The 24,359-nt window shown below is 66.3% G+C and carries 21 protein-coding genes and 4 tRNA genes; 14 read left to right on the top strand and 11 right to left on the bottom strand.

Going from position 1 to position 24,359, the window contains the following annotated elements; genetic code table 11:
• Positions 1-185: 185 nt before the first annotated feature.
• Together AB0N05_RS30005 and AB0N05_RS30010 are read right to left on the bottom strand one after the other, a co-directional pair.
• A complete protein-coding gene (locus AB0N05_RS30005) occupies positions 186-683 on the bottom strand; it encodes a thioredoxin family protein (protein WP_364699958.1) in 498 nt (165 codons plus the stop codon).
• Positions 680-1,498 carry an LmeA family phospholipid-binding protein gene (locus AB0N05_RS30010; protein ID WP_364699960.1) on the bottom strand — a complete coding sequence of 273 codons (819 nt, stop codon included), beginning with the start codon at positions 1,496-1,498 and terminating at the stop codon, positions 680-682. The genes AB0N05_RS30005 and AB0N05_RS30010 overlap by 4 nt, the downstream gene beginning before the upstream one ends.
• A 231-nt stretch (positions 1,499-1,729) precedes the next feature.
• On the opposite strand from AB0N05_RS30010, the gene AB0N05_RS30015 reads away from it, so the two are divergent.
• From AB0N05_RS30015 to AB0N05_RS30045, 7 genes are all read left to right on the top strand, one after another.
• Entirely contained in the window at positions 1,730-2,491 is a 762-nt protein-coding gene (locus AB0N05_RS30015; RefSeq protein WP_364699962.1) for a response regulator transcription factor, read from the top strand.
• A gap of 19 nt (positions 2,492-2,510) precedes the next feature.
• Complete coding sequence (mshD, locus tag AB0N05_RS30020; protein ID WP_364699964.1) at positions 2,511-3,431, top strand: mycothiol synthase; 921 nt, start codon at positions 2,511-2,513, stop codon at positions 3,429-3,431.
• Positions 3,432-3,661: 230 nt separating this feature from the next.
• Complete coding sequence (gene pstS / locus AB0N05_RS30025) at positions 3,662-4,789, top strand: phosphate ABC transporter substrate-binding protein PstS (protein WP_364699966.1); 1,128 nt, start codon at positions 3,662-3,664, stop codon at positions 4,787-4,789.
• A gap of 114 nt (positions 4,790-4,903) precedes the next feature.
• Complete coding sequence (gene pstC, locus AB0N05_RS30030; RefSeq protein WP_364699968.1) at positions 4,904-5,872, top strand: phosphate ABC transporter permease subunit PstC; 969 nt, start codon at positions 4,904-4,906, stop codon at positions 5,870-5,872.
• Positions 5,869-6,768 (top strand): phosphate ABC transporter permease PstA, encoded by a 900-nt coding sequence (gene pstA, locus AB0N05_RS30035; protein WP_364699970.1) that lies wholly within the window; start codon positions 5,869-5,871, stop codon positions 6,766-6,768. The genes pstC and pstA overlap by 4 nt, the downstream gene beginning before the upstream one ends.
• A gap of 15 nt (positions 6,769-6,783) precedes the next feature.
• Positions 6,784-7,560 carry a phosphate ABC transporter ATP-binding protein PstB gene (gene pstB / locus AB0N05_RS30040; RefSeq protein ID WP_364699972.1) on the top strand — a complete coding sequence of 259 codons (777 nt, stop codon included), beginning with the start codon at positions 6,784-6,786 and terminating at the stop codon, positions 7,558-7,560.
• A 247-nt stretch (positions 7,561-7,807) separates the two neighbouring features.
• On the top strand, positions 7,808-9,448 hold the full coding sequence (locus AB0N05_RS30045) for an MFS transporter (RefSeq protein WP_364699974.1): 1,641 nt from the start codon (positions 7,808-7,810) through the stop codon (positions 9,446-9,448).
• 75 nt (positions 9,449-9,523) lie between these two features.
• Here the strand turns inward: AB0N05_RS30045 and phoU are convergent, their stop codons facing one another.
• From phoU to AB0N05_RS30065, 4 genes are all read right to left on the bottom strand, one after another.
• Positions 9,524-10,195, bottom strand: coding sequence for a phosphate signaling complex protein PhoU (gene phoU, locus AB0N05_RS30050; RefSeq protein WP_364699976.1), 672 nt, complete (start codon positions 10,193-10,195; stop codon positions 9,524-9,526).
• A 112-nt stretch (positions 10,196-10,307) separates the two neighbouring features.
• Entirely contained in the window at positions 10,308-12,476 is a 2,169-nt protein-coding gene (locus tag AB0N05_RS30055) for an LCP family protein (RefSeq protein WP_364699978.1), read from the bottom strand.
• 230 nt (positions 12,477-12,706) lie between these two features.
• Positions 12,707-13,858, bottom strand: a complete 1,152-nt coding sequence (gene dusB, locus AB0N05_RS30060; RefSeq protein ID WP_364699980.1) for a tRNA dihydrouridine synthase DusB — start codon at positions 13,856-13,858, stop codon at positions 12,707-12,709.
• Between the two features lie 87 nt (positions 13,859-13,945).
• Positions 13,946-14,512, bottom strand: a complete 567-nt coding sequence (locus AB0N05_RS30065; protein WP_364699982.1) for a helix-turn-helix domain-containing protein — start codon at positions 14,510-14,512, stop codon at positions 13,946-13,948.
• A gap of 73 nt (positions 14,513-14,585) precedes the next feature.
• On the opposite strand from AB0N05_RS30065, the gene AB0N05_RS30070 reads away from it, so the two are divergent.
• Positions 14,586-14,963: a hypothetical protein gene (locus tag AB0N05_RS30070; RefSeq protein WP_364699984.1), complete on the top strand. Its 378-nt coding sequence runs from the start codon at positions 14,586-14,588 to the stop codon at positions 14,961-14,963.
• Positions 14,964-15,046: 83 nt separating this feature from the next.
• On the opposite strand, the gene AB0N05_RS30075 is transcribed toward AB0N05_RS30070, so the two are convergent.
• The 3 genes from AB0N05_RS30075 to AB0N05_RS30085 all read right to left on the bottom strand — a co-directional run bounded on the left by AB0N05_RS30075 (position 15,047) and on the right by AB0N05_RS30085 (position 17,025).
• Positions 15,047-16,009: an acyl-ACP desaturase gene (locus tag AB0N05_RS30075; protein ID WP_364699986.1), complete on the bottom strand. Its 963-nt coding sequence runs from the start codon at positions 16,007-16,009 to the stop codon at positions 15,047-15,049.
• Between the two features lie 209 nt (positions 16,010-16,218).
• Positions 16,219-16,818, bottom strand: coding sequence for a DUF937 domain-containing protein (locus AB0N05_RS30080; protein WP_364699988.1), 600 nt, complete (start codon positions 16,816-16,818; stop codon positions 16,219-16,221).
• 134 nt (positions 16,819-16,952) lie between these two features.
• A tRNA-Lys gene (locus AB0N05_RS30085) sits at positions 16,953-17,025 on the bottom strand.
• A 1,160-nt stretch (positions 17,026-18,185) separates the two neighbouring features.
• Here AB0N05_RS30085 and AB0N05_RS30090 point away from each other — a divergent pair.
• The 6 genes from AB0N05_RS30090 to AB0N05_RS30115 all read left to right on the top strand — a co-directional run bounded on the left by AB0N05_RS30090 (position 18,186) and on the right by AB0N05_RS30115 (position 20,336).
• Positions 18,186-18,851, top strand: coding sequence for a TetR/AcrR family transcriptional regulator (locus tag AB0N05_RS30090; protein WP_364699990.1), 666 nt, complete (start codon positions 18,186-18,188; stop codon positions 18,849-18,851).
• A 93-nt stretch (positions 18,852-18,944) separates the two neighbouring features.
• Positions 18,945-19,017: transfer RNA gene (locus AB0N05_RS30095), tRNA-Glu, on the top strand.
• A gap of 34 nt (positions 19,018-19,051) precedes the next feature.
• Positions 19,052-19,125 (top strand) — tRNA-Asp (locus tag AB0N05_RS30100).
• A 37-nt stretch (positions 19,126-19,162) separates the two neighbouring features.
• Positions 19,163-19,236, top strand: a tRNA-Phe gene (locus AB0N05_RS30105).
• Between the two features lie 86 nt (positions 19,237-19,322).
• Positions 19,323-19,499, top strand: coding sequence for a hypothetical protein (locus AB0N05_RS30110; protein ID WP_364699992.1), 177 nt, complete (start codon positions 19,323-19,325; stop codon positions 19,497-19,499).
• 135 nt (positions 19,500-19,634) lie between these two features.
• Positions 19,635-20,336 (top strand): polyprenol monophosphomannose synthase, encoded by a 702-nt coding sequence (locus tag AB0N05_RS30115; protein ID WP_364700131.1) that lies wholly within the window; start codon positions 19,635-19,637, stop codon positions 20,334-20,336.
• 39 nt (positions 20,337-20,375) lie between these two features.
• Here the strand turns inward: AB0N05_RS30115 and AB0N05_RS30120 are convergent, their stop codons facing one another.
• Positions 20,376-21,887, bottom strand: a complete 1,512-nt coding sequence (locus tag AB0N05_RS30120; protein WP_364699994.1) for an HAD-IB family hydrolase — start codon at positions 21,885-21,887, stop codon at positions 20,376-20,378.
• Positions 21,884-24,292: a glycerol-3-phosphate 1-O-acyltransferase gene (locus tag AB0N05_RS30125; RefSeq protein ID WP_364699996.1), complete on the bottom strand. Its 2,409-nt coding sequence runs from the start codon at positions 24,290-24,292 to the stop codon at positions 21,884-21,886. The genes AB0N05_RS30120 and AB0N05_RS30125 overlap by 4 nt, the downstream gene beginning before the upstream one ends.
• Positions 24,293-24,359 lie beyond the last annotated feature (67 nt).

The raw sequence follows: 24,359 nt of genomic DNA on the forward strand, positions 1-24,359 counted from the left end.
TCAAACCCGGTCGGCGTCAGAAGAATTCGAAAGGCCGACCGGCTAGCGGCACAGGCAGCAACAACCGCCGAGGCGGCACAGGTCTACTGTGCGGCGTCGGGTGAGCATCAGCTCGCGGTTGGATTCCACGAAGGGGAGTTTACCCGGTTTCCGGGGGAAATTGGACCCGGGGTCCGTAATGCTGGTCACTCTGCGGCCGTCGAGACGGTTAATGGTGCCAGTGACGTGCGCAGATCCGCCGCCTTCGGGACTCCGGCTATGCGGAATAAATCTCGTTGGGCCGCATCGAAGACAAAGGTTGTGGGCAGCGAGAGCACGTTCAGCTCGCGCGCCAGGTCCGGATTCGCGTCTATATCCACCTCGATATCGAGGGGCGGCGCGGGGGTGCCGGACAGATCGGCGACGACCGCGGACACCACCCGGCGCACCGCGGCGCACGGGCCGCACCAGTCGGCGGAGAAATGCAGGACCGCGGGACGGCCCGCGACCACACCGGCGGCGGTCAGCAGGGCGGTGCGGGATGACACCGCGGCGGTACCCGTCGAATCATCCTCGGCCCCGGGCGTTTTCGGGACGTCCGGCCTCGGGGTGATCGTGCGGACGCGGCCCTCATTGCGGCGCACCAGGATTCCCGCGCCGATTGCCGCGAGGAGCGCCACCACGAGCACCGCGATCTCGATCATGGCTGCTGTAACCGATCCAGATCGATGGTGACATTCCTGCCCTTGCCCTCGACCACGATCTGCCCGCCGCTGGCCTCCACCTTGGTGGGGCGAATGCCGAAGGGCAGGTCCTTGGTATCGATGGTGCGGGTGAAGCGGGCCAGTACGGCGGCGCGATCCGCCTCGGGCACCACGGCGGCGGGGGAGGCCTCATTGCCACGGTAGATATCGGTGGCGGTGATGCGCACCTGATCGCCGTCGAGTCGCAGATCCGCCAGGACGCTCACGGTTTCGCCGCTCTTCCCATTGGGGGTGACGGTGAGCGGGGTGTCGGGTTCGAGCGGGATGGTGCCGGTCAGGATGATCGCCCCCGCCGTGGTCATGCCGGTGCCGCCGGAACCGCCGGAGCCGTCGGACTTGTCGGCGGGCGGGCCGAACACCTGCAGGTCCGGGATCGTGAACAAGCGGCCCAGCTCGGTGGGCTCGATCCGCATGCGGGCCTCCACCTCGTCCACCGGGACGGTGCGGACATGGCCGTCGATGAGATCGCGCAGCGGCAGGTGCACGTCCTTCAGGGTGGCCTCGACCATGATCTCGCCGGGGATGTCGGGGCGCATGGCCCGGGCCCGGATCTCGATCTTCTTGTAGTCATCGTTCAAGGCCTGCGCGACGAACGGGAAGCCGTGGAAGGTGACTTCGGGATCCGCGCTGAGGTTGGAGCCGTCGCGCAGCATGCGCGAGACCCGGTACTCCGAATAGGCCGCCGCGCCGAAATCGAGCACGACGGCCAGCCCGGCCAGGCACAGCAGCCCAATGATCACCCGACGGAAAGCCATACGTGCACCCTAGTAGGGACGGCCCACCGTGTCCGATGGCGCTGTCCGCGATGTCGGAGGTCGCCATCGAGTGTGATCTTCGCGGTAACCAGGGTTGCGACGGCAACCCGGAATGCCAGGCTGTCGGAGCGGACACGCTAATGTAGGCACCGATTACCTGTGATGACCAGCATGCGGTCGTGGCGTACAGAGCAGTTGCCACGCACATGCCAGATGGGATGGAGGGCCCCCATGGAGCTGCTCCTGCTGACCTCCGACCCTAACCCCGAGGCGGTTCTGCCGTCGCTCGCGTTGCTGCCGCATCACGTGCGGCCCGCGCCGACCGAGGTGGCGTCGTTGCTCGAGGCCGGATCCGCTGATGTTGCGCTGGTCGATGCCCGGATCGATCTGGCCGCCGCGCGCGGCCTGTGTCGTTTGCTGGGCAGCACCGGTTCCTCGGTGCCCGTGGTGGCGGTGCTGACCGAGGGCGGACTCGTCGCGGTGAACGCGGACTGGGGGCTGGACGACATTCTGTTGCCCGGCACCGGCCCCGCCGAACTGGACGCCCGGCTTCGACTATTGGTGGCCCGCAATGGCGGTGCCGCCAGCCCTGAGAACACCGGCAAGATCACCCTGGGTGAACTCGTCATCGACGAGGGCACCTATACGGCGCGCCTGCGCGGCCGCCCGCTCGACCTGACCTACAAGGAATTCGAGCTGCTGAAGTACCTCGCCCAGCACGCCGGCCGGGTCTTCACCCGCGCGCAGCTGCTGCAAGAGGTGTGGGGCTATGACTTCTTCGGCGGCACCCGCACCGTCGACGTGCACGTGCGACGACTGCGCGCCAAGCTCGGCACCGAATACGAATCGCTGATCGGCACCGTGCGCAATGTCGGTTACAAGGCGGTCCGCCCGGCCCGCGCCCAGGGCGCGAAGGGTGAACCGGCGGTCAGCTTTCCGGACTCCGACGGCACCGACGATTCCGAATTGACCTCGGCGAACGGCACTCTCTAGCTAGATAGGCGCTGCGTAAATGACTGATCGGGCGACCACCGCGAACTGGGAAGACGAGCTCGCGGCGGAGACCGCGCGGGCCGTCCGGGAGCTGCTGGAGCGGGCGACCGCCTCGGATCGGGTCGCACCCGTCTCGGAGCAGGCGGTACTTTCGCTGGGCACGCGATCCCCGGCCCGGCATCTGGTGGCGTCCGTCGCGGGATCCGGCGAGGTCGTCGGATACGCGAATCTCGTTCCCGCACACAGTGAGCACCCGGCCATGGCCGAGGTCGCCGTCGCTCCGGAGCATCGTGGACAGGGCATCGGGACGGGTCTGGTGGATGCCGCACTGGCCGCCGGTGGTCCCGGGGCGCGGGTCTGGGCGCATGGTGATCTGCCGCCCGCGCAGGCGGTGGCGGCGCGTTTGAAGCTGTCCGTTTCGCGCGAATTGTGGCAAATGCGCCGCGATCTCGCTAATTCTGAGCTACCGGAACTGGCGGTGCCCGAGGGCCTCGAATTGCGTACGTACGCAGGGCCTTCCGATGACGCCGAACTGCTCCGCGTGAACGGTGCCGCCTTCTCCTGGCATCCGGAACAGGGCGGCTGGACCGAGCGCGATATCGACGCGCGCCGCCAGGAATCCTGGTTCGACCCGAAGGGTCTGTTCATCGCCGTCGACCCGGCCGACCCGGCCCGAATCCTCGGTTTCCACTGGACAAAGGTGCATCACGACGAAAACCCGCCGCTCGGTGAGGTTTACGTGGTCGGCATCGATCCCGCCGCGCAGGGCCGCGGTCTCGGCCGCCTGCTGACGCTGGCCGGTCTGCACTATCTGCATGAGCGCGGGCTGGGGCAGGTTCTGCTCTATACCGAGGGCGACAATACGGCCGCCGTGCACACCTACACCCGGCTCGGATTCACCCGCTCGCACGTGGACGTGGCTTACTCCGTCGTGTCGTGATCGGCATTCTGCAACACTGCGGCTAACATCACACCGCTGGCGTCGCAATCGGGGTGGGTTGTTCATCCGCCGTTCACCTGCCCAGGTCCAACTGTCAACCGTGCGCCCCTACGTTGCTTGTGGGCGGCACACGCTGCCCGGTGCGCTAGTTCGCAGCGAACGGCCGCCACATACGCCCGTCCGACCGTTGAGGGGTCGGGCGTGCAGACCGTGATTCGCGGAGGAATCAAGTGAATCTCAAGCGCAGCAGCGCCCTGATCGGTGTCCTGGCCGCGGCCGGCGCCATGACGCTGACCGCCTGTGGCAGCGACGACAACTCCGCCCAGACGGGCAACGTCGCGAAGATCGACGTCGCCTGCGGCGGTAAGAGCGCGCTCAAGGCCAGTGGCTCGTCCGCTCAGAAGAACGCCATGGACCGCTTCATCGCGGCCTACGAAGGCAACTGCACCAGCGCCAAGCTGGACTACACCTCCTCGGGCTCCGGCGCCGGCGTGAACGAGTTCCTCGGCGGCCAGACCGATTTCGCGGGTTCCGACTCGCCGCTGGACGCCAAGAAGGACGAGATCGCCAAGGCCGCCGCCCGTTGTGGCAGCCCGGCCTGGAACCTGCCGACCGTGTTCGGCCCGATCGCCGTGACCTACAACCTGGGCGACCTCACCGATCTGGTGCTGGACGGCCCGACCATGGCGAAGATCTTCGATGGTGAGATCACCAGCTGGGATGACCAGCACATCAAGGCGCTGAACTCGGGCAAGGCCGACAAGCTGCCGGCCGAGAAGATCGCGGTGATCTACCGCTCGGACGAGTCGGGCACCACCGACAACTTCCAGAAGTACCTGACCGCCGCCTCCGAGGGCGCGTGGACCAAGGGCGCGGGCAAGGCGTTCACCGGCGGCGTCGGTGAGGGTGCCAAGGGCAACGAGGGCACCTCGGCCGCCATCAAGAACACCAAGTACTCGATCACCTACAACGAGTGGTCCTTCGCCAAGTCGCAGAACCTGTCGGTGGCGCGCATTCTCACCGCCTCCACCTCGAACGACCCGAAGCCGGTCGAGCTGACCTCGGCCACCGCGGCCAAGGCCATCGAGAGCGTGAAGATCTCCGGCGAAGGCAACGACCTGGTGCTGGACACCTCGTCGTTCTACAAGCCGACCGTGGGCGGCGCGTACCCGATCATCCTGCCGACCTACGAGATCGTCTGCTCGAAGTACAGCGACGCGGACACCGCCAAGGCGGTCAAGGCGTTCCTGACCTCGGCGGTCGGCAATGGTCAGACCGGTCTGGCCGATGCGGGCTACGTCCCGATCCCGGACGCGTTCAAGACCAAGCTCGCCACCGCGATCAACGCCATTTCCTGATCGCCTGATCGAAACAACACCATGACCGTGCACGACGAAATTTCCTCCGCGGGCCTGCCGACTGCGACCGGCCCGCGGGGGAACCGTGACCTGCCGTCGGGGGATACTGCGCTCATGCCGACCGAACCCAGTGCCAAGCCGGCCGACCGCAAAGCCCCTTCGAAATACGGTGCGGAGTTCGTGTTCCGTTCGGCGGCCACCACCGCCGGCGGACTCATCGTCGCCGCCATCGCGTTGATCGCCCTGTTCCTGTTGGTTCGGGCCGTGCCGTCGGTGCTGGCGAACAAGGCGAACTTCTTCACCAGCACCGAGTTCAGCACCTCGAACGCGGACAACCTGCGCTTCGGCATCAAGGACCTGTTCATGGTCACGGTGCTGAGTTCGGTGTTCGCGCTGGTGATCGCGGTGCCGATCGGTGTCGGTATCGCGCTGTTCCTGACGCACTATTCGCCGAAGGCTTTGGCGAAACCGTTTTCCATGGTCGTGGACCTGCTGGCGGCGGTGCCCTCGGTTGTGTTCGGTCTGTGGGGCGTCCTGGTTCTGGCTCCGAAAACCGAACCGGTGCAGACCTTCCTGAATTCGCACCTCGGCTGGCTGTTCCTGTTCTCCGACGGAAACATCAGCATCGCCGGTGGCGGCACCATCTTCACGGCCGGTGTGGTGCTGGCGGTGATGATTCTGCCGATCATCACGTCGGTGAGCCGTGAGGTCTTCGGCCTGACGCCGCGGGCGCACATCGAGGCCGCGCAGGCGCTGGGTGCCACCAAGTGGGAGGTCGTGCGCATGACGGTGCTGCCCTACGGCCGCTCCGGTGTGATCGCGGGCTCCATGCTGGGCCTGGGTCGCGCGCTCGGTGAGACCATCGCGGTGCTCATGTTGCTGCACACCTCACCCAAGCCGGGCGGCTGGTCGCTGTTCGACGGCGGCTACACCTTCGCCTCCCGAATCGCCGCTTCGGCTTCGGAATTCAGTTCGAAGCTGCCGACCGGTGCGTACATCGCCGCTGGTTTCGTCTTGTTCGCGCTGACCTTCGTCGTCAACGGATTGGCCCGGCTCATCGCGGGCGGGAAGGTGAACGGATGACCACCACACTCGACAAGCCGATCAAGGCCCCGACCTTCCGGCACGTCAGCCCGGCTCGCCGCTTCAAGAACAATCTCGCTACCGGCGTGGTGTGGACCTGTTTCGGCATCGCGCTGGTGCCGCTGCTGTGGGTGCTCTACACCGTGGTCGACCGGGGCTGGCGCGCGGTCGCGTCGCTGGACTGGTGGACCAAGTCGCAGAAGGGCGTGCTGCCCGACCAGATGGCGGGCGGTGTCTACCACGCCATCTACGGCACCATCGTGCAGGCCGGCATTGCCGCGATCATCGCGGTGCCGCTGGGCATCATGGCCGCCGTCTACCTGGTCGAATACGGGCGCGGCTGGCTGGCCAAGACCACCACCTTCATGGTGGACATCCTGGCCGGTGTGCCCTCGATCGTGGCCGCGCTGTTCATTTTCGCGCTCTGGATCTCGACTTTCGGCTTCCCGCAGAGCGCTTTCGCGGTGTCGCTGGCGCTGGTGCTGCTCATGCTCCCCGTGGTGGTGCGTTCCACCGAGGAGATGCTGAAGCTGGTGCCGGACGAATTGCGTGAGGCCTCTTACGCACTCGGCATCCCGAAGTGGAAAACCATTGTGCGGATCGTGGTTCCGACCGCGGCCCCCGGCATGATCTCCGGCATTCTGCTGTCGCTGGCCCGCGTCATGGGTGAGACCGCTCCGGTGCTGGTGCTGGTCGGCTACTCGAAGTCGATCAACTTCGACATCTCCAACGGCAATATGGCCTCGCTCCCGCTGATGATCTACCAGGAACTGGCCAACCCGGAACCGGCCGGCCGGGCGCGGGTGTGGGGTGCCGCGCTGACGTTGATTCTGATCATCGCGCTGCTGTATCTCGCCGCCGCCGCGGTCAACAAGCTGCTGACGCGGAACCGATAGGAACGGAAAAGACTGATGGCCAAGCGGATCGACATCAAAGACCTGAATATCTACTACGCGAAGTTCCACGCGGTCGCCGATGTGTCGCTGACCGTGCTGCCGCGTAGCGTGACGGCCTTCATCGGTCCGTCCGGCTGCGGTAAGTCCACGGTGCTGCGCTCGCTCAACCGCATGCACGAGGTCACCCCGGAGGCCCGCGTCGAGGGCGCGGTGCTGCTCGACGGCGAGGACATCTACGGCGCGAACATCGACCCGGTCGGCGTGCGCCGCACCATCGGTATGGTGTTCCAGCGGCCGAACCCGTTCCCCACCATGTCCATTCGCGACAATGTGGTGGCCGGTCTGCGCTTGCAGGGCGTGCGCAACAAGAAGGAACTCGAGGAGACCGCCGAGCGCTCGCTGCGCGGCGCGAACCTCTGGAACGAGGTCAAGGACCGTCTGGACAAGCCGGGTGGCGGCCTGTCCGGTGGTCAGCAGCAGCGCCTGTGCATTGCCCGCGCCATCGCGGTCTCGCCGGACGTGCTGCTCATGGACGAGCCGTGTTCCGCACTGGACCCCATCTCCACGCTCGCGATCGAGGATCTGATCTCCGAGCTGAAGAAGGAGTTCACCATCGTCATCGTCACGCACAATATGCAGCAGGCCGCGCGTGTGAGTGATCAGACGGCGTTCTTCAACCTCGAGGCCCAGGGCAAGCCGGGCAAGCTCGTCGAGATCGACGAGACCGAGAAGATCTTCTCCAACCCTTCCCAGAAGGCCACCGAGGACTACATCTCCGGTCGCTTCGGCTAGAAAGCTCCGCCGGGAAATCAGTGGCCTCTGTTCCATGAACAGAGGCCACTGGCATTTTCAGGCGTCTTCAGGCGTCTCGTCTCGTCGGCATCCCTGCGGCTGAGGGCGTGAGAGTGACGGGCAGCACGTCGAAGGGCGGGCAGTGCGTCGCCTCTGATAGTCACCGCGGGTAATTGTGTGCAACTGTCGGTCACAGCTAGCCTATTCCCGTAGGTAAACCGATCGGTTTAGTTTGGGAGGTGGCGGGATGACGGTCTCAATGGCGAGCCGGGGATCCGGGCTCGGCGTGGCGGGATTATCCGCACGGGGACGGGTGGCGGCGCTGGTCGCCATCTGTCTGGCGGAACTGCTTGTCGTGCTGGACAACACGCTGGTGAACGTGGCGCTGCCGTCCATGGCGGTGCAGCTGCAGGCCGATATGAGCGGCTTGCAGTGGATCGTGGACGCGTTCACGCTGGCGTTCTCCGGGCTGCTGCTCGCCACGGGTCATCTCGGCGACCGGTACGGGCGGCGCAAGTTCATGATCATCGGCCTGGCCGGTGTGGCGGTCATGTCGGCGGCGGGCGCGCTGTCCTCGGGGCTCGGGCAGGTCATCGCGGCACGGGCCGGGATGGGTGTATTCGCGGCGGTCGTCTTCCCGGCGACGCTGGCGCTGATCACCAATATCTTCACCCAGGCGCGGGAGCGGGCCGCCGCCATCGCACTGTGGACGGCCATGGCCGGTATCGCCATTGCCATCGGGCCGGTGGTGGGTGGCTGGCTGCTCGAGCACTTCTCCTGGCACTCGGTGTTCTGGATCAATGTGCCGGTCGCGCTGGTGGCCATTGTGGCGGTGCTGGCGACCACGCCGGAATCGCGTGCGGCGCATGTACATCGGCTGGACCGCGTCGGCATCATCCTGTCGCTGGTGGGTGTGACCGCGCTGGTGTGGTCGATCATCGAGGCCCCCAAGCACGGCTGGCTGTCGACGCAGAGCCTTGCGGGATACGGGCTTTCGGTGCTCGCACTGGCCGTGTTCGTGGCGTGGGAGCTGCGGGTCGACGCACCGGTACTGAATATGAGGTTGTTCCGGATCCGGCGCTTCGCGGTCCCGTCCATGGCGATCACCGTGTCCTACTTCTGTGCCTTCGGCTTCCTGTTCCTGATCACTCAGTACTTCCAGGGCGTGAAGGAGCTCACCCCGCTCGAATTCGGTATCCACTCACTGCCTTTCGCGGCGGCGGTGGGCATCGGTGCGCCGGTGGCGATCATGCTGGCGCAGAAGGTCGGTTCGACCGCGGTGATCGTGAGCGGCATGCTCATCCTCGCGGTGGGCATGTACATCGCGGGCACCGTCACTCCCGAGACCGAGTATGTCGGCCCGGTCGTGGTGTCCATGATCCTGCTGGGCATCGGCTTCGCGGTGGTGCAGGGTCCGGCCACCGAATCCATCATGGGCTCGGTGTCTTTGGAGGAGGCGGGCGCGGGATCGGCCGTCAATGACACCACCCGTGAGGTGGGCGGTGCGCTGGGCGTCGCGCTGCTGGGCTCGATCATGACCTCGGTGTACACCCGGGAGATCGCGGACCGGATCGCCGGGATTCCGAACCAGATCATGAATCCGCAACAGAAGGAGCTGGCGAGCAATACGCCGATCAGCGTCCTGGAGATCGTCAAAGCGCCGGTGAATCCGATTCTGGCGCAAGCGAAGCTGGACCTGGTCAATGCCATGAAGGTGGCGGCCATGCAGGGCGCATCGGCGGCATCGCACGTGGCGGTGGGCGCGCTGCTGGTGTCGGCCATCCTGGTGGCCGTGCTCCTGCCATGGCGGCGCGAGCAGGATCAGTCCATCCTGCTGGGCTGGCGCGAAAAAGAGCCCACCACAGCCGATTCAGCACAAGAAGGCTGAATCCTCCTGTAGGAGCTCCGAATACGTTTCGACGCCCGCACCGTGTCGTGTGCGGGCGTCGAACTGTTCTCGAAGTTAGATGCTTTCCTTTTCGGAGTCCGGGTCCGGAGGCAGCACGCCCGTGACGAGGAAGACCACGCGGCGGCCGATCTCGACGGCGTGGTCGGCGAAGCGCTCGTAGTAGCGGCCCAGCAGCGCCACGTCCACGGCCGACGCGACGCCGAACTCCCAGTCGCGGTCCATGATCAGCGTGAACAGGTGCTTGCGCAGGTCGTCCATCGCCTCGTCGTCGTCATTGAGCTTGGCGGCGCGATCCGGATCGCGGGTCTCGAGGACCTCTTTCGCCTTCGCGCCCATCTTGACCGCGATGCGGCCCATTTCGGCGAAGTAGCTGTTGACGGCCTCGGGCACGGCGTGGCTGGGGAAGCGCCGGCGGGTCATCTTGGCGACGTGCAGGGCGAGCACGCCCATGCGGTTCACGTCGGCGACGATCTGGATGGCGCTGACCACCTGGCGCAGGTCGCCGGCGACCGGAGCCTGGAGTGCGAGGAGGGCGAAGGCCTTCTCCTCGGCCAGCGTGATCATCTCGGCGATGCGGTCATATTCGGAGATCACCTGCTCCGCGAGCTCGAGGTCGGCGGTGAGCAGCGACTGGGTCGCCCGCTCCATCGCAGATCCGGCGAGCCCGGCCATACCGCCGAGCAGGTCGGCGAGTTCGGCCATTTGTTCGTTGTAGATGACACGCATGAGTCAAGACATTAGTAGTAGCCGCTGACCAAGTCACCAACGGTGGGTGAATCATCGGTGCTGGTCTGTTTCGGTGCCGTCACCGCAGTTCCGCGCCGGTGCCGCGACCCGCCTACTTACAGGTGTCGTCGGCGGCGTTCACGTGTTCCAGATCGGACGGCAGTGTGACCGGAGCCGCAGTGAGACCGCCACTGTCGGTGGGCGTGTCGGGCAGGGTCTGGCCGAAGGCGGTGGGTGTGCGGACGGTTCCGGTGTAATCGGAACCGAGCACGACCTCGACAATGCTGCCGAGACCGGTCGTCGATTCCAGGGTGGCGCCGGGGATGGCGCTCGCGACGGTGGCGGCGGCGGCCTCATGCCCGCTGGAGTAGCGGACGATGGTCTTGGGTGAGGTGCCGTCGGCGTAGTTGCCGGTGCTGTAGATCTGGAAGCCTTGATTGGACAGCTTGGTGGCGGTGGTATTGGCCAGGCCCGGGGTGCCGGAGCCATTGGAGACCTGCAGCGACACCGTGCTCGGGTCGACGGCGAGCTGTTTCGGCTTGGCGGCGACCGGCGGCGCTTCGCTGGTGACGGGCGCGCTGGGCTTTTCGCCGGGCAGCGGCTGATCGTCGATGACGGCGCGGAAGATGGCCTTGATATCGGATTCGCGCGGAATCTCATTGCCGTAGGACGTGGTTCCCGCGGTCGGCACGGTCAGGAAGGTGATCGACCCGGCCTGCATCTTCTGCATGGACCGGCCCAGCGTGAGCAGGTCCTTGGTGGACACATTGTCCATGAAGGAGTGCTGTGCGAACGCGTCGATGAAGCCATTGAGCTTGCCCATATCGAAGAGCACCTTGCCGGACAGTGCGGTGCGCAGCAGGGAGGACAGGAAGCGCTGCTGCCGGTTGATCCGGTCGTAGTCGCTGCGTTCCTCGCCGTAGACGTGCCGGGCGCGCACGTAATCGAGTGCGGTGCTGCCGTTCACGACCTGCTTGCCGGGTGTGGTGAGCACGGTGCCGAGCACCTCGTCGACGAGTGGCTTGGTGGTGCAGACCTCGACGCCGCCGATGGTGTCGACCATGGATTCGAAGCCGGAGAAGTCGATGCCGACAAAGTGATTGATCTTGAGGCCGGACATTTTCTGGATCACCTTGGTCAGGCACTTCGGCCCGCCGAGGGCGTAGACGGCATTGAGCTTGTCGCCGATGGCGGAGGGGAAGTTCTCGCCGGTGTAGGCGCCCTTGTCATTGTCCCAGCCCTCGCAGACCGGGCGGGTGACGTCGAGGTCGCGGGGGAAGGACACGGCCACCACGCGCTGCCGGTCGGCGGGGATATTGACCAGCATGACCGTGTCGGCGCGGGAGCCTTCGGCATCCGCGGTACTGCCCGCACCCAGTTGCGAGTTCGCGCCCGCGCGGGTGTCGGTGCCGACGATCAGGAAGTTCTCGTCACCGTATTGCGCGCCCGCGTCGACGACATCGGGGGAGTCCGGTTCGAGCGCGGTGACCTGATTGAACGCATTGTCCTTGGCGCGCAGGTAACTCCAGCCGCCGCCGGTGACCAGCATGGCGATCACGGCGAAGATGGCGAGGGAGGCGCGCCCGGCGGCCCGCAGCTTGCGATTGCGGCGCTTGCGAGCGGTCGCGAGGCGGGACAGCGGTTTCGCGCCGACATTGGACGGAAGCGCGGTGGTCGGATAGTCGGCGGGCGAGGCCGCGACGGGCGCGGCGGCGGCCTGGGCGCGCAGCGTCTTGATATCGGCGCGCGGGGGATCGGTGACCGCGGGTAGCTCCTCGGTGACCGGATCGGCCGCGGGGTTGCTCGGCTTGGCGGGCACCGCGCGCCGGGAACCGGTGGCGGGCCGGGCGTCAGTCGCGTTGGGCGAGTCGGGGTTTACCGCGCGGCGCGCACCGGTGACGGTGGGATCCGGGGTCACCGCATGCCGGGATCCGGTGGTGTTCAGGGGGTCCGGCGGTACCGCGCGGCGCGCGCCGGTGGATCCGGCGTCGGGAGTGCGGTGAGAACCGTTGGGGGCGGCGGGTTCCGGGGGCGCGGGACGGCGCGTGCCGGTGCTGTCGGCGGGCGGCTCGGGTTCGGCGCGACGGCGGCGGCGCGAATTGCGCTCGCTGTCGACCTTCTCGACGAGATCCTGCACCGAGAGCGGCACGGAGCCGGTGGTGGTGTCGGCGTGCCGGTTCCGGCGGCCGGTGCGAGGTTGGGCGTCATCGTCCGCGGGGTAGCGCTCCCACGGGGCGCGACCTCCGGGCCGAGGCGTACGCCCGTACCGATCGTCACCCACCAACGAACCTCACTTTGCTTTTCGATTCCGACCGCCATGATAACGATTTCGCCACGATGGACCACTCGAACCTGTATCCGCCGAGGTCCGGACCGGTCGGCCGCGGCGGGATGCGCCGCTGCGGCCCCTCGGACGGACATCTTCGGGAAAGCGTCTCCGGGAAGTGTGCCAGGGCAGCGGCTCTTGATTCGGGAGCTGCGTCGGGACGGTGCGAATGCCGTTTCGGAGGATCAGCCGCCGCTGTGCATGACGTCGGCCCCGCACGGCGGCGTGGGGTCGTCGGGATCGTCGAGCCAGCCGTGCGGGAGGGCGACCTTGCCGGGGGAACCCTGTCGGCCGCGCGGGCCCTCGGCGTCCTTGGGGAAGGGCGCGGTGGGGTCGAGTTTGCCGATCAGGTCCTGCAATTCGTTCAGGCTGCCGACGGTGGCGAAGGCGCGGCGCAGTTCCGCGCCGACCGGGAAGCCCATCAGGTACCAGGCCATGTGCTTGCGCAGATCGCGCATGCCCTTGTCCTCGCCGTCGTGATCGGCGAGGAGCGAGGCGTGCCGGTAGAGGATCTCGCCGACCTTGCCGAGATTCGGCGCGGCGGGCAGCGGCTGGCCGCGCAGGGCGGCCTGTAGTTCCCCGAAAAGCCAAGGGCGGCCGAGGCATCCGCGACCGACGACGACGCCGTCGCAGCCGGTTTCGGCCATCATGCGGACGCCGTCGGCGGCGCTGAAGATATCGCCGTTGCCGAGCACCGGAATCGTGGTGACGGCTTCCTTCAACCGGGCGATGTGCGTCCAGTCGGCCTCGCCGGAGTACCGCTGGGCGGCGGTGCGGGCATGCAGCGCGATGGCCGCCGCGCCCTCGGCCTCGGCGATCCGGCCGGTGTTCAGGTAGGTGACGTGATCGTCGTCGATGCCGATGCGGAACTTCACCGTGATCGGCACCCCGGCCGGTTCGGCGGCCGACACCATGGCCTTGACGATGTCCCGGAACAGCTCCCGCTTATAGGGCAGGGCCGCACCGCCACCGAGCTTGGTGACCTTGGGAACCGGGCACCCCAGATTCAGGTCGATGTGATCGGCCCAGCCCTCGCCCACGATGATCCGCACGGCCTCGCCGACGGTCTTCGGATCGACGGCATACAGCTGCATCGACCGCGGGCTCTCGTCCGGCCCGAACGACATCATGTGCAGCGTCTTCTCATTGCGCTCCACCACCGCGCGGGCGGTGATCATCTCGCACACGTAGATGGACGTTTCGCTGCCGAACTCCCGGCACAGCGTCCGGAAGGCGACATTGGTGATGCCTGCCATCGGAGCGAGCACGACCGGGGGATCGACCGGGTAGGGGCCGATCCGCAGCGCGGTCTTGGGGGCTTCGAGCGACGATGTCACCGACCCAGTGTCTCATCCGCAACCCTGTGGCCGGGGCCACCTACCGGCCGTTGTGCACTCGATCACAGCAAGCCGGCGGAGCCCGGCTCACTCCTCGTCGGGGACGGTGAAGAGGCGAATGGCCACGGGCCGGGCATCGGCGGGGGCGTCGGCGCGCAGGGGGTGGCCGTACTTGGTGAGCAGCGCCATGTACTCATCCATGAAGGCGTGCAGCTCTTCGTGGGTCATGTACGTGCCGTGTCGCTGTACCTGCGCCCAGCCGTCCGGGCCGGTCCACTCCTTGTTGGCGCGGATATAGCGGTCGATATCCGCGCTGATCTTGAGGTGCGCGAGCCGGGTGGCGGCGTCGAGCTCCTCCGGTGGCATGGTCGCCGGGTCCGGCATGGTGTGGCTGAACGGCAGTGCCCGCCACCATCTTTCGCGGCCTCCGGACTTCTCCGGGATCTCCTCGATGAGCTTGGATTCGGCGAGTTTGCGCAGGTGGTAGCTGGTGGTGCCGGTGCTCTCGCCGAGCAGCTCGGCCAGCGTCGTCGAATTGGCGTCGCCGTGCGCGCCGAGGTGCTGGAGGATCCGCCCGCGCAGCGGGTGGGCCAGCGTGCGGTACAGCGCGGTGCGTTCGGCACTGCTCGCGGGTTCGACAACACGTTTCGGCATGCGCCCAGGGTAGCAAATAAATCTTTGCAGAATTATGTTTGCAGAGATCTGTTTGCAGTCGTACCGTGGCAGCATGCGAACGAAATGGACAGCGATCGAATGGGTTTCGAGGAGCCTCGCGGTGGCCGCCGTGGGGTTGATCCCCTGGATGGTGCTGCTGAGCCGCACACTGCCCGACGAAACGCAGGTCCAGAACTGGAACAGGGCCTGGGTCGGACTGGATGTCCTGCTGGCCGCGGGTTGTCTCGTGACGGCGCTGCTGGCCCAACGCGGCGACGAGCGCGTCCGGGTCGCCGCGGCCGCGACCGGGGCGGTCGCGCTGCTGGACGCCTGGTTCGACATCACCACCTCGGTCAGCATGGCGGCATTCGCGCAGGCCGTGGCCTGCGCGGTGGGGGAGCTGCTGCTCACCGTCGCGTGCTGCTACCTGGCGCTCCGCCCCCGGGAGTGAGCGGCCCCGGGACTGAACTACCCCGAGAATGAGCAAGGCCCCCGCGACTTTTCGTCACGGGGGCCTTGCGAGGTTTTCGGCCGTCAGGCGCTGGCGAGTTGCTTTTCGCGCTTGGCGGCTTCGCGCGCCAGCATGCGGTCGCGCTGCTCCTCGAACTTCACCACGTCCTTGGACAGCTTCTCGAGGAAGTTGCCCAGGCGCTCGCGGGTTTCCTCGCCGCGGGCGGTGAAGTCGGTGCGCTCGAAGATCTTCCACTTCTTGAGCACCGGGTTGATGACCTCTTCCAGGTGCTGGCGGAGGTCGTAGATGCCGTGCTTGGCCATCAGTACGCCATTGCGCCGGAAGTTCGGCATGCCCGCGCCGGGCATCTGGAAGTTCTCCAGGATCAGCGTGATGGCATCGAGGGCCTGGTCGGGAGCCAGGTCCAGGGCCGCGCCGCACATGTTCCGGTAGAAGATCATGTGCAGGTTCTCGTCGGCGGCGATGCGCTGGAGCATGCGGTCGGCGATGGGGTCGTCGCACACGCGGCCGGTATTGCGGTGCGAGACGCGGGTGGCCAGTTCCTGGAAGGTCACATAGGAGACCGAGTGCAGGAAGCCGGCGTCCGCCTCTGTGGGAGAGGCGAATCCGTTGGTCATGTGGATCATGCGGGCCTGCTCGAGGGCGACCGGGTCGACGCCGCGGGTGACCACCAGGTAGTCCCGCATGACGATGCCGTGGCGGTTCTCCTCGGCGGTCCAGCGGCCGACCCAGGTACCCCAGGCGCCGTCCATGGAGAAGTTCTCGGCGATCTCACGGTGGTAGGACGGCAGATTGTCCTCGGTGAGCAGGTTGGTGATCATGGCCGCCTTGGCGACCTCGTTCAGCTTGGACTGCGAATCGTCGTAGTCGACGCCGCCCATGGCGGCGAAGTTACGGCCTTCGTCCCACGGGACGTAGTCGTGCGGATGCCATTCCTTGGCCAGGGAGAGGTGGCGATTGACGTTCTCCTCGGCAACCGGCTCCAACTCCGACAGTAGTTCGAGTTGAGTCAGATCCCTTGCCATATAAGTGCCCTTCGTATCGCGTTCTAGCTGTCATCCCTCGCTGGCCTGCCGCCGCGGCCCATACCTTACGTGACCGTATGGTGATGTGAAACTCATGCGAGCGCCATTGCGAGACCCGTGAGAGATGTCATATGACCTGCGGCCCACGGCGTCGTGTCTATCGCCATGGGCCGCAATGTGTTAGCCGTACACCGGAATCCGGTGAAATCTCACTTCTTGCCGCCGAGCATGCCGCCCAGGACATTGCCCAGCACACTGCCGGCGTTCTTGCCCAGGGCATTGCCCAGGATGTCGCCCAGGCCGCCGCCGCCCTTACCGCCGGTGGCGCCGCCCAGCAGACCGCCGAGGATATCCCCGATGCCGCCACCGCCGCCGGTCGATTCGGCGGCCGCGCCGCCGCCTCCGCCGCCCATGGCCTTCTTACCAAGGTAGGCCAGAACGATGGGGGCCAGCATGGGCAGTAGCTTGCCCATCAGGTCGGAACTGATGGCATTGCCGCCGACATTGCCGAGCGCGCTCATGACCGTGTTCTTCTCGGCGCCGAAGGTCTGATCGACGATCTGATTGCCATTGGAGACGTCGACTTGATCGATATTGACGCCGCCTTCGAGGAGATCGTCGGGTTGCTTGGCGATTTCCCCTTCCAGCTCGCTCGCCGCATCAGGGTTGCTGGCTTTTGCCTGGAGTCCGCCGAGGAGGACCGGAATGGCCGCCCCGATCGCGGTGGTCGCTGTCGCCTGGTCGACGCCGAGCTTCTCGGCAATCTGGGCGACCGGTACGTGGGAGAGCAGGTCATCGAAGGAAGTCATGAACTCCGCCTGAGGTGATGGGTCCCGGGAATAGCTCTGCTCAGCTCACGCTAGGGCAAAACCGGACAGATTGCCACAGATTCGCAGATGTGGCGAGGGGCCCGGATGTAGTATCCGGGCCCCTCGCACGAGAGTGCCCCCACCAGGGCTCGAACCTGGGACCTGCGGATTAAAAGTCCGTAGCTCTACCAACTGAGCTATAGGGGCGCGGGATGTGAGTTTACGGTGCAAGTCCCGCAACTGTTAAATGAGTATCCGATTGTGTTCCGCTGCCGGGTATTTGCGCAGGTCATCCCGGTTGGCAGGCCGATGGGCAAGGGCCTGCCGCCGGGTCGTCGCCGCGCGCGGGCGTGGCGTCGCCGAGTGGGTGTGGCGGATCGGCTCGGTCCGATCCCGCGCGGGGGTTCCGGACAGACGCGTCGTGCCGTATGGCTGACGGGTCGTGCCGATCGGCCGGTCGGTTGGCGGTGCGGCGACGCTTCCGGTGCACCATGACCCTGTGAGGGTGCGGACCGGTCGGTGGGGGCTGTGACGCCGTGCAGTAGTAGAGAGCAGACCCGAGGGTCTGTGGCGCGTATCGATATCGGGTGCGAATCGGGTGGGGGTGGTGCGGCGCTTCGTCGCGCCGCGGGATCGGGTGAGCGCGCGCTGCGCCGCCGCTGCCTGCGTGTCCGGCAATCGCGTTGCCACTCAATTTGTTTCGTGGCCACGGGATGCGAAAATATTTCAATGCTTATGTGTGGCAAGCAATTTGGTGTAGGGGGTGGGGGCCGGGTGGAGTCGGCGCGGGGGTTGCGGCGTCGGCCCGGTGGCGATGCCATGCCAGGGGGTGGCTTTCGCACGGGTGCTATCAAGGTGCCGAACATCCGTGGGATACGGGCGAATTCGTCCATTCGGACCAATCGCCCATTCGGTAACTGGGAAATTGCGGCTTTGGATAGGAGGCGTGCTGGCTAACTGACTTTCCGGTACACCTCACGCGGGGTGCGCTTTCCGGGTACGGTGACCGACTGGTGAATTCCCTTAGAACCGGGATTGCCCCGGCGACACGGGATTCGGCCTATCGTTGATGTGCCCGAACGTGTCGCGACCGGTCTGGCCGATCGCGGCTCCAACACAGTGAGGCTGCGGGAGGCGATCGAGACGACGTGAACGCCCGGATGCGCACCCCTGCGGTGCACCCGGGCGGGAAAAACTATACCAGTTGGTGTGTTTCAAGTTTTTCGCGCTTTTTCGTACCAAAAGTTTGGTAATTCGGGCAAAAGCCCGTTCAAAAGTATTTGAAAGACACGTAACTTTGCGTCGGGGATTGTTCCCTAATCAGGGGGCAGTTCGCGGCGGTAGCTAGCTTCGGAGGCGTTTCGAGCATGGCACGGCAGCAAGAGCGGGCCCGCCGGACACGCGCGGCGATCATAAGGTCCGCCGCCGTTGAGTTCGGGAAGAGCGGCTATGCCGCTGCATCGCTCAACCGCATATTGGAAGGTTCGCGCGCCACCAAGGGCGCCATGTACTTCCACTTCGACTCCAAGGAGGATCTGGCACGCGCGGTGCTGGAGGCGGCAGTCGACCGTTACCGCGCATCGACCGAAAGATGGCTTGCCCGAAGCGATCTCGGTCCGCTGGATGTTCTGCACGGCATGATCGACGAGATCGCGCTGCGCTTGGAGAACGACATAATCATCCAGGCAGAGTTCCGGCTCATCATCGAACCGGAGTTCTACCGCGACATTCAGGCCGGCGGTGGGCGCATACTCGGGCGCGCCATCCGCTCATTGGCGGTACGCGCCGCCGAGCACAAACAGCTCCGCTCGGATGCCGATCCGGATCGCTTCACCCGGACCTTGGCAGCCTCACTGGCAGGTCAGCGATATATCGCCGATGTGCTGGGCGGTCCGTCGGATCTGCGGTCCCGGTTCACCGAGGCGCTCGAAGTGATCGTGGATGCCACCGCGACACCGGAGTGGACCGAGGAGTTCCGTCGGGTCGGCTGGCGGGTGTCCGCAAAGCTGGAAGATCTCAATTTGACGGTCTGACCAGCAGATTTGGGAATCACGCGGATGCTGTCATAAGCTATCTCCGCTCCCAACGGAAGCCGTTGAGCATAACGGTCCGGAGAAATCCGGCGGGCCCCCTTCGTCTAGCGGCCTAGGACGCCGCCCTTTCAAGGCGGTAGCGCGGGTTCGAATCCCGTAGGGGGTACAACGGTGGAAACACTGTTGTAGGAGCAGAGCAAGGCCCTGTGGCGCAGTTGGTTAGCGCGCCGCCCTGTCACGGCGGAGGTCGCGGGTTCGAGTCCCGTCAGGGTCGCAGTAACAAAGCTTGGCATTCGAATCGGGTGCCTTTCGGCCAGGTAGCTCAGTTGGTACGAGCGTCCGCCTGAAAAGCGGAAGGTCGCCGGTTCAATCCCGGCTCTGGCCACGTAATGGAGAAGGCCGCACCCTGAGGGTGCGGCCTTCTTTGCGTGTTCACCCCCTTCCTCCTGATCTTGATGCCATCCTGGATTCATGGCTGATGCTGACGAAAACGGCTGGTACTACTGCCTGGACCATCACAAGGCGGAGCAGGGGAAAGAGTGCTGGGTGGGGAGTCGGATGGGGCCTTACCCCGATAAAGCCACTGCTGAGCGGGCTTTGGAGATCGCGCGGGCGCGGAACAAGCAAGCCGACGAGGACGACGACTGAGGTTTGGGTCACCCGATCGCGTTGCTGGTCGATGCACTCACGGAGTACTCAGGCGGACCAGGTACGGTTTCGTGAGCAGAATTGACGTATCGGGGAAATAAGCCGGGAGGGCGTGTCTTGAAGGTGACCGTGGTGGTGCCGACCTACAACGAGCGGGAGAACCTGCCCGTGGCGGTGGAGCGACTGACCGCGCTACCGGTGGCCGACCTGCATGTGCTGGTGGTGGACGACAATTCCCCCGACGGCACGGGCGAGGTGGCCGACAAGCTGGCCGCGGACCTGCCGAATCAGGTGAGCGTGCTGCACCGCACCGAGAAGGACGGCCTGGGCCGCGCCTACATCGCCGGTATCACCAAGGCGCTCGACGAGGGCGCCGATGTGGTGATCCAGATGGACGCGGACCTCTCGCATCCGGCCGAGGTCATTCCGGCCATGCTGGAGAAGCTGGAGACCACCGACGCGGGCGTCGTGCTCGGATCCCGGTATGTCCCCGGCGGTTCCACCGCCGAGGAGTGGAAGTGGTACCGCAAGGCGCTCTCGGCCTGGGCCAACTTCTACGTGAACCTGATCCTGCGCCTGGGCGTCAAGGACGCCACCGCGGGTTTCAAGGCGTGGAAGGCGGATACGCTGCGCGCCATCGACGTTGCCTCGATCAAGAGCAATGGCTACTCGTTCCAGGTCGAGATGAACTACCGGACGGTCAAGAAGGGCATCGCGATCGCCGAGGTCCCGATCCGTTTCGAGGAGCGCACCCTGGGCGACTCCAAGATGAGCATCAAGGTGCAGCTCGAGTCCGCGCTCATGCCGTGGAAGCTGTTGTTCGGCAAGCAGGTCTAGAATTTCGCGATGACCCTGCGCCACACGGGTGGTGCGGGGTCATTCCTGTTCGGGCCAGTGCAGCAGGGTGTCCGCGAACAGCTCCCGCACCCGCTCCACGTCCGCGTCCATATGGGCCGGATCCCAGCCGCTGACGTCGATGGGCGGCAGGACGGCCACGTCCACGACTCCTTTGCGCACGATTGCCGAATTGCGCCAGGAGATTTCACCCGCATTGCGGATGACCACCGGAATGATCGGCACCCCCGCCTGGATGGCGATGTGGAAGGCGCCCTTCTTGAATGGCCCCAGGCGCGGCGTCAGCGACCGCGTGCCCTCCGGGGCGATGACGACCGACAGTCCGCCCCGCAGCGTCTCCACGACCGGTTCCAGGGCAGCCTTGGCGGCCTTGCTGTCGGCGCGGTCGATGAAGGTGATTTCCACGAATCGCATGAGCGGTCCGAAGATCGGATTCTTGGTGACTTCTTTCTTCGCGATCCCGGTGAATCCGGTGCCGAGTACCTCGGCGAGCACCACGATGTCGAATTGACTCTGATGATTGAAGATGAATACGGCGGGCCTTGGCGCGCGGGTGTTTTCGGCCCCGGTCACCCGAACTCGAACGCCCGTTCCGCGGAGTGTGGAATCCGCGGCGTGCGTCAACATCGAATCCGCCATCTGGCGGCGTTCTTTCGTATGCGCTTTGGTGGCGACGCCGAATATCGCACCGCCCAGTAGCGCGCTGAGTCCGGCGACGGTGCGCGCGTAATCAATAGGTCCGGGTGATTGCCGGGGGCGGAAATGCAATACCGGCCAATCCCTTTCGGCCGCCTCCAGTACGACGCGCGGGTCCGGATTGACGGCGGTCGGGCGACCGGCGATTTGCAGTAGCGGCAGATCCGCTGCGCTGTCGGCGTAGGCCCAGCTCTGGGTCAGGTCGATGCCGTGCGCATTCGCGAACCGCCGCACTGCCTCGGCCTTGCCATTGCGCCACAGCGGTTTTCCGTCCACATGCCCGGTGAGTACCCCGTCCTGGACGCTCATGCTGGTGCACAGCACATTCGGGATGCCGAGCTCCTCGGCGACCGGCCGCACCTGATAGCGGGTGAGCGAGCTGACCAGGATGAGGGTGTGCCCGGCGGTCTCGTGCTCGCGGATCAGCCGCCAGGCTTCCGGATAGAGGTGCCCGTGCACGGTCTTGCGGAACAGTTCCGTGCCGACATCCTCGAGTTCCGCTTCCGGCACGCCCGCCCAGGTGTGCATGGCGTGTTGCAGGAATCGTTCGTACTCGCCCTCGCTGCGGGCCCCGCGAATGCTGCCGAGCAGGGTGGCGGCCAGCTCACTCCGATTACCGCGGCGCAGGATTCGGCGCGCCACGGCGGGCGGGTTGAAACCGCTCAGCACGGTGCCGCCGAAGTCGAAGACGGCGGCGACGCGCGGTCCCTGCGACCCGGAGCGGATATCGGCGATGGCGTCGTCGAGTTCGACCGCGCCGATGGGCAATTGGGTGACGCCGACGCCGGGCGGCACCGGTAGCGCACCCTCCGCGGGGCCGGCCGCGCGGTGCGTCACAGCGCGTCCAGCCGGTTGGAGGGGTCCAGGGTGGCGGCGCGCGAGATGCGGCCGCCGATGGCGCGCAGTTCGGCGGCGAAGCGGGTGCGGCGGGCGGCCAGCTCGTCCGGGTCGTCACCACTCAGCAGCGCGTGATTGTCGGCGAGTTTGAGTGCGCTGCCGAACAATTCGGACGAGACCGATTCGGGACTGTGCAGGCGTTGTTGCAGCAGCATCTGTTTGCCGATCTGCAGGCATTCGTCGATGAACGTCTTCTTGTCCACCGGCAGGGCCGGATCGCGGGCGGCCAGGCGTTCGGCGACCACCAGTTGGGCGTCGAAGAAGGAGCGCAGCACGCGGTGCGCCATCATGAAGCCGGTGTCGGCCAGTTTGGCCAGGACTTCGGAGCCGACGGTTCCGGCCGCGGTGCGGCGATGCCATTCGGGGTCCACCAGCAGCATCTCGGCAGTGAGCTGGCTGGTGAATTCGGCCCGCTCGGGGAAGAAGAACTCGAATTTGAGCAGGTCCCGCAGCCGGTAGGCGGCCTCCCAGCCGACCCGCAGCTGATCGCCTTCGGGGGCTTCGACGGCGGTGAGGATGGCCAGTTCGAGAATGGCGCGATTGACGAACCAATGCACGGCGCTATTGCGGTAGAACGCCGCCTCCAGGTGCGCGCCCGCGCCGATGGAGTACACCGGTTCCAGGCCGCCGCGGTACACGGTCACCACCTTGGCAATGGCCAGCTGTTCCAGGACGACGGCGAGGCCGTGATCGTCACGCAGCGTGGCGAGTTCGCCACTGGGCAGGTCGCGGCCCTCGATGTAGTCGAGCACGGGGGCGATGGCGGTGCGCAGTTCCACCCGGGTGAGGGCGCGTTCGTGCACGCCCAGCAGGACCAGGGTGGTGAGGGCGTTGACGGTGATCGGGGTGACGGCATTGATGCCGACGGCGACCTCGAAGGCGAGCCGCTGCACGGCCCGGTGTTCGAGGTCCTCCTGATGCACTATCGGATTACCTTCGGCGTCAATGGTTTCCGTGCTCTCGTCCGCTGCATGGCCGGAGGAGTTCGGTCGGAGCGGGTCGCCGTGCACGGCGAGCCGGTCGCGCGCCGAGAGCGGTTCGCCGAAGCGCACATAGACGTGTCCGGCCGAATGCTGCTGATTGCGTACGTACCGGGCCAGCCAGGCCAGTCCCTCGGGTTGCTTACGGCCACCGGTCTGTTCGTCGGCGATGGCCCCGATCTCATTGAGCCGCTCGTAGGTGATGGAGACCGGCACCAGCATGACATCGTCGATGCGGGACGAACGCAGCGCTGCCGCAAGGTAGTTCAGCAATCCGTAGCGCGGCGGTCGCAGCTTGCCGGTGCGGGTGCGCCCGCCCTCGAAGTACCACTCCAGGTTGAAGCGTTTGGCCAGCAGGTAGGCGAAGTACTCCTCGACGACGGCCTTGTACACCTCGTCGTCGCCGAAACTCCTTCGGATGAAGACGGTTCCGGTGCGGCGTGCGATGGGACCGATCGGCCAGAACTTCAGATTCGCCCCACCGACCACGTGATTGGGCGGAAAGTCATTGCGCGCCAGGATGTCTCCGAGCACGAACGCGTCGACATAGGACTTGTGCGACGGCAGGAACACCAGCGGATACCGCCGGTTGAGCGCGCGCAGCCGATCGAGGCCGGTCTCATCGCTGTCCACATTCCAGGTGGAGGCGTGCACGGGCCGCATGGCCTGGGTGAACAGGTCCGAGACCAGGCGGCTCTGGGCGGCGACGAGTTCGCGCAGCCCCTTCTCGGCCCGCCGATACACCTCGCGGGCCGGGGTGCCCTGCTCCTCGGCGATGGTGTCGAGGCGGCGCAGGAATTCGGGGGAGTCGAGGATCTCCTCGACCACCAGGCGCGGCACCTTGTAGCGGTCGCCGATGACGGCACGTTCGGCGCGCTCGAGGGCGACGATGCCCGCGCGCACGATGGCCCGGCCGAAGGCGTCCGGCGCTCCGGCCGCGCCCGGATTATTGGCCCGCAGCTCGCTCAGCCGCGCGGGCGCTCCGGTCAGCACGAGGTGCCGGTCCGGAGCCTTGGCGAGCAGCCGCCGCTGCATGAGCCGATGGGGTTTGCGCGGATTGGACAGGGTCAGCAGATCGCTGAAGGTGGTGCGCCGCACGCCGTCTCGCTCGGGTGGCAACCACAGCACGCGGACCGGCACGACCAGCGGGTCATCGCTGCGGCCGACCAGGCGGGTGGTGACGGCCTCGGCGTCGAGGTCCAATTGGGTGACGGGAGCGCCGGTTCCGAACTCCTGGGCGATGCCGCCCTCGGCGAGCCAATTGCCGATGAGTTCGCGTTCGACATTTCCCGCGGCGTCGACGAGGGCGACGACCGAGCCCGGCGCGACCTTTGCCGCCGGGAGTCGACTGTCGTGATCGAGCATGGCCTGTCCCTCCGCCTGCACCTACTAGCGAAGTCCATTCAAGCCGAAAATCGGGCGCCTGTTGCCG

The organism is Nocardia sp. NPDC051030, from assembly GCF_040683015.1.
Taxonomy (GTDB): Bacteria; Actinomycetota; Actinomycetes; order Mycobacteriales; family Mycobacteriaceae; genus Nocardia.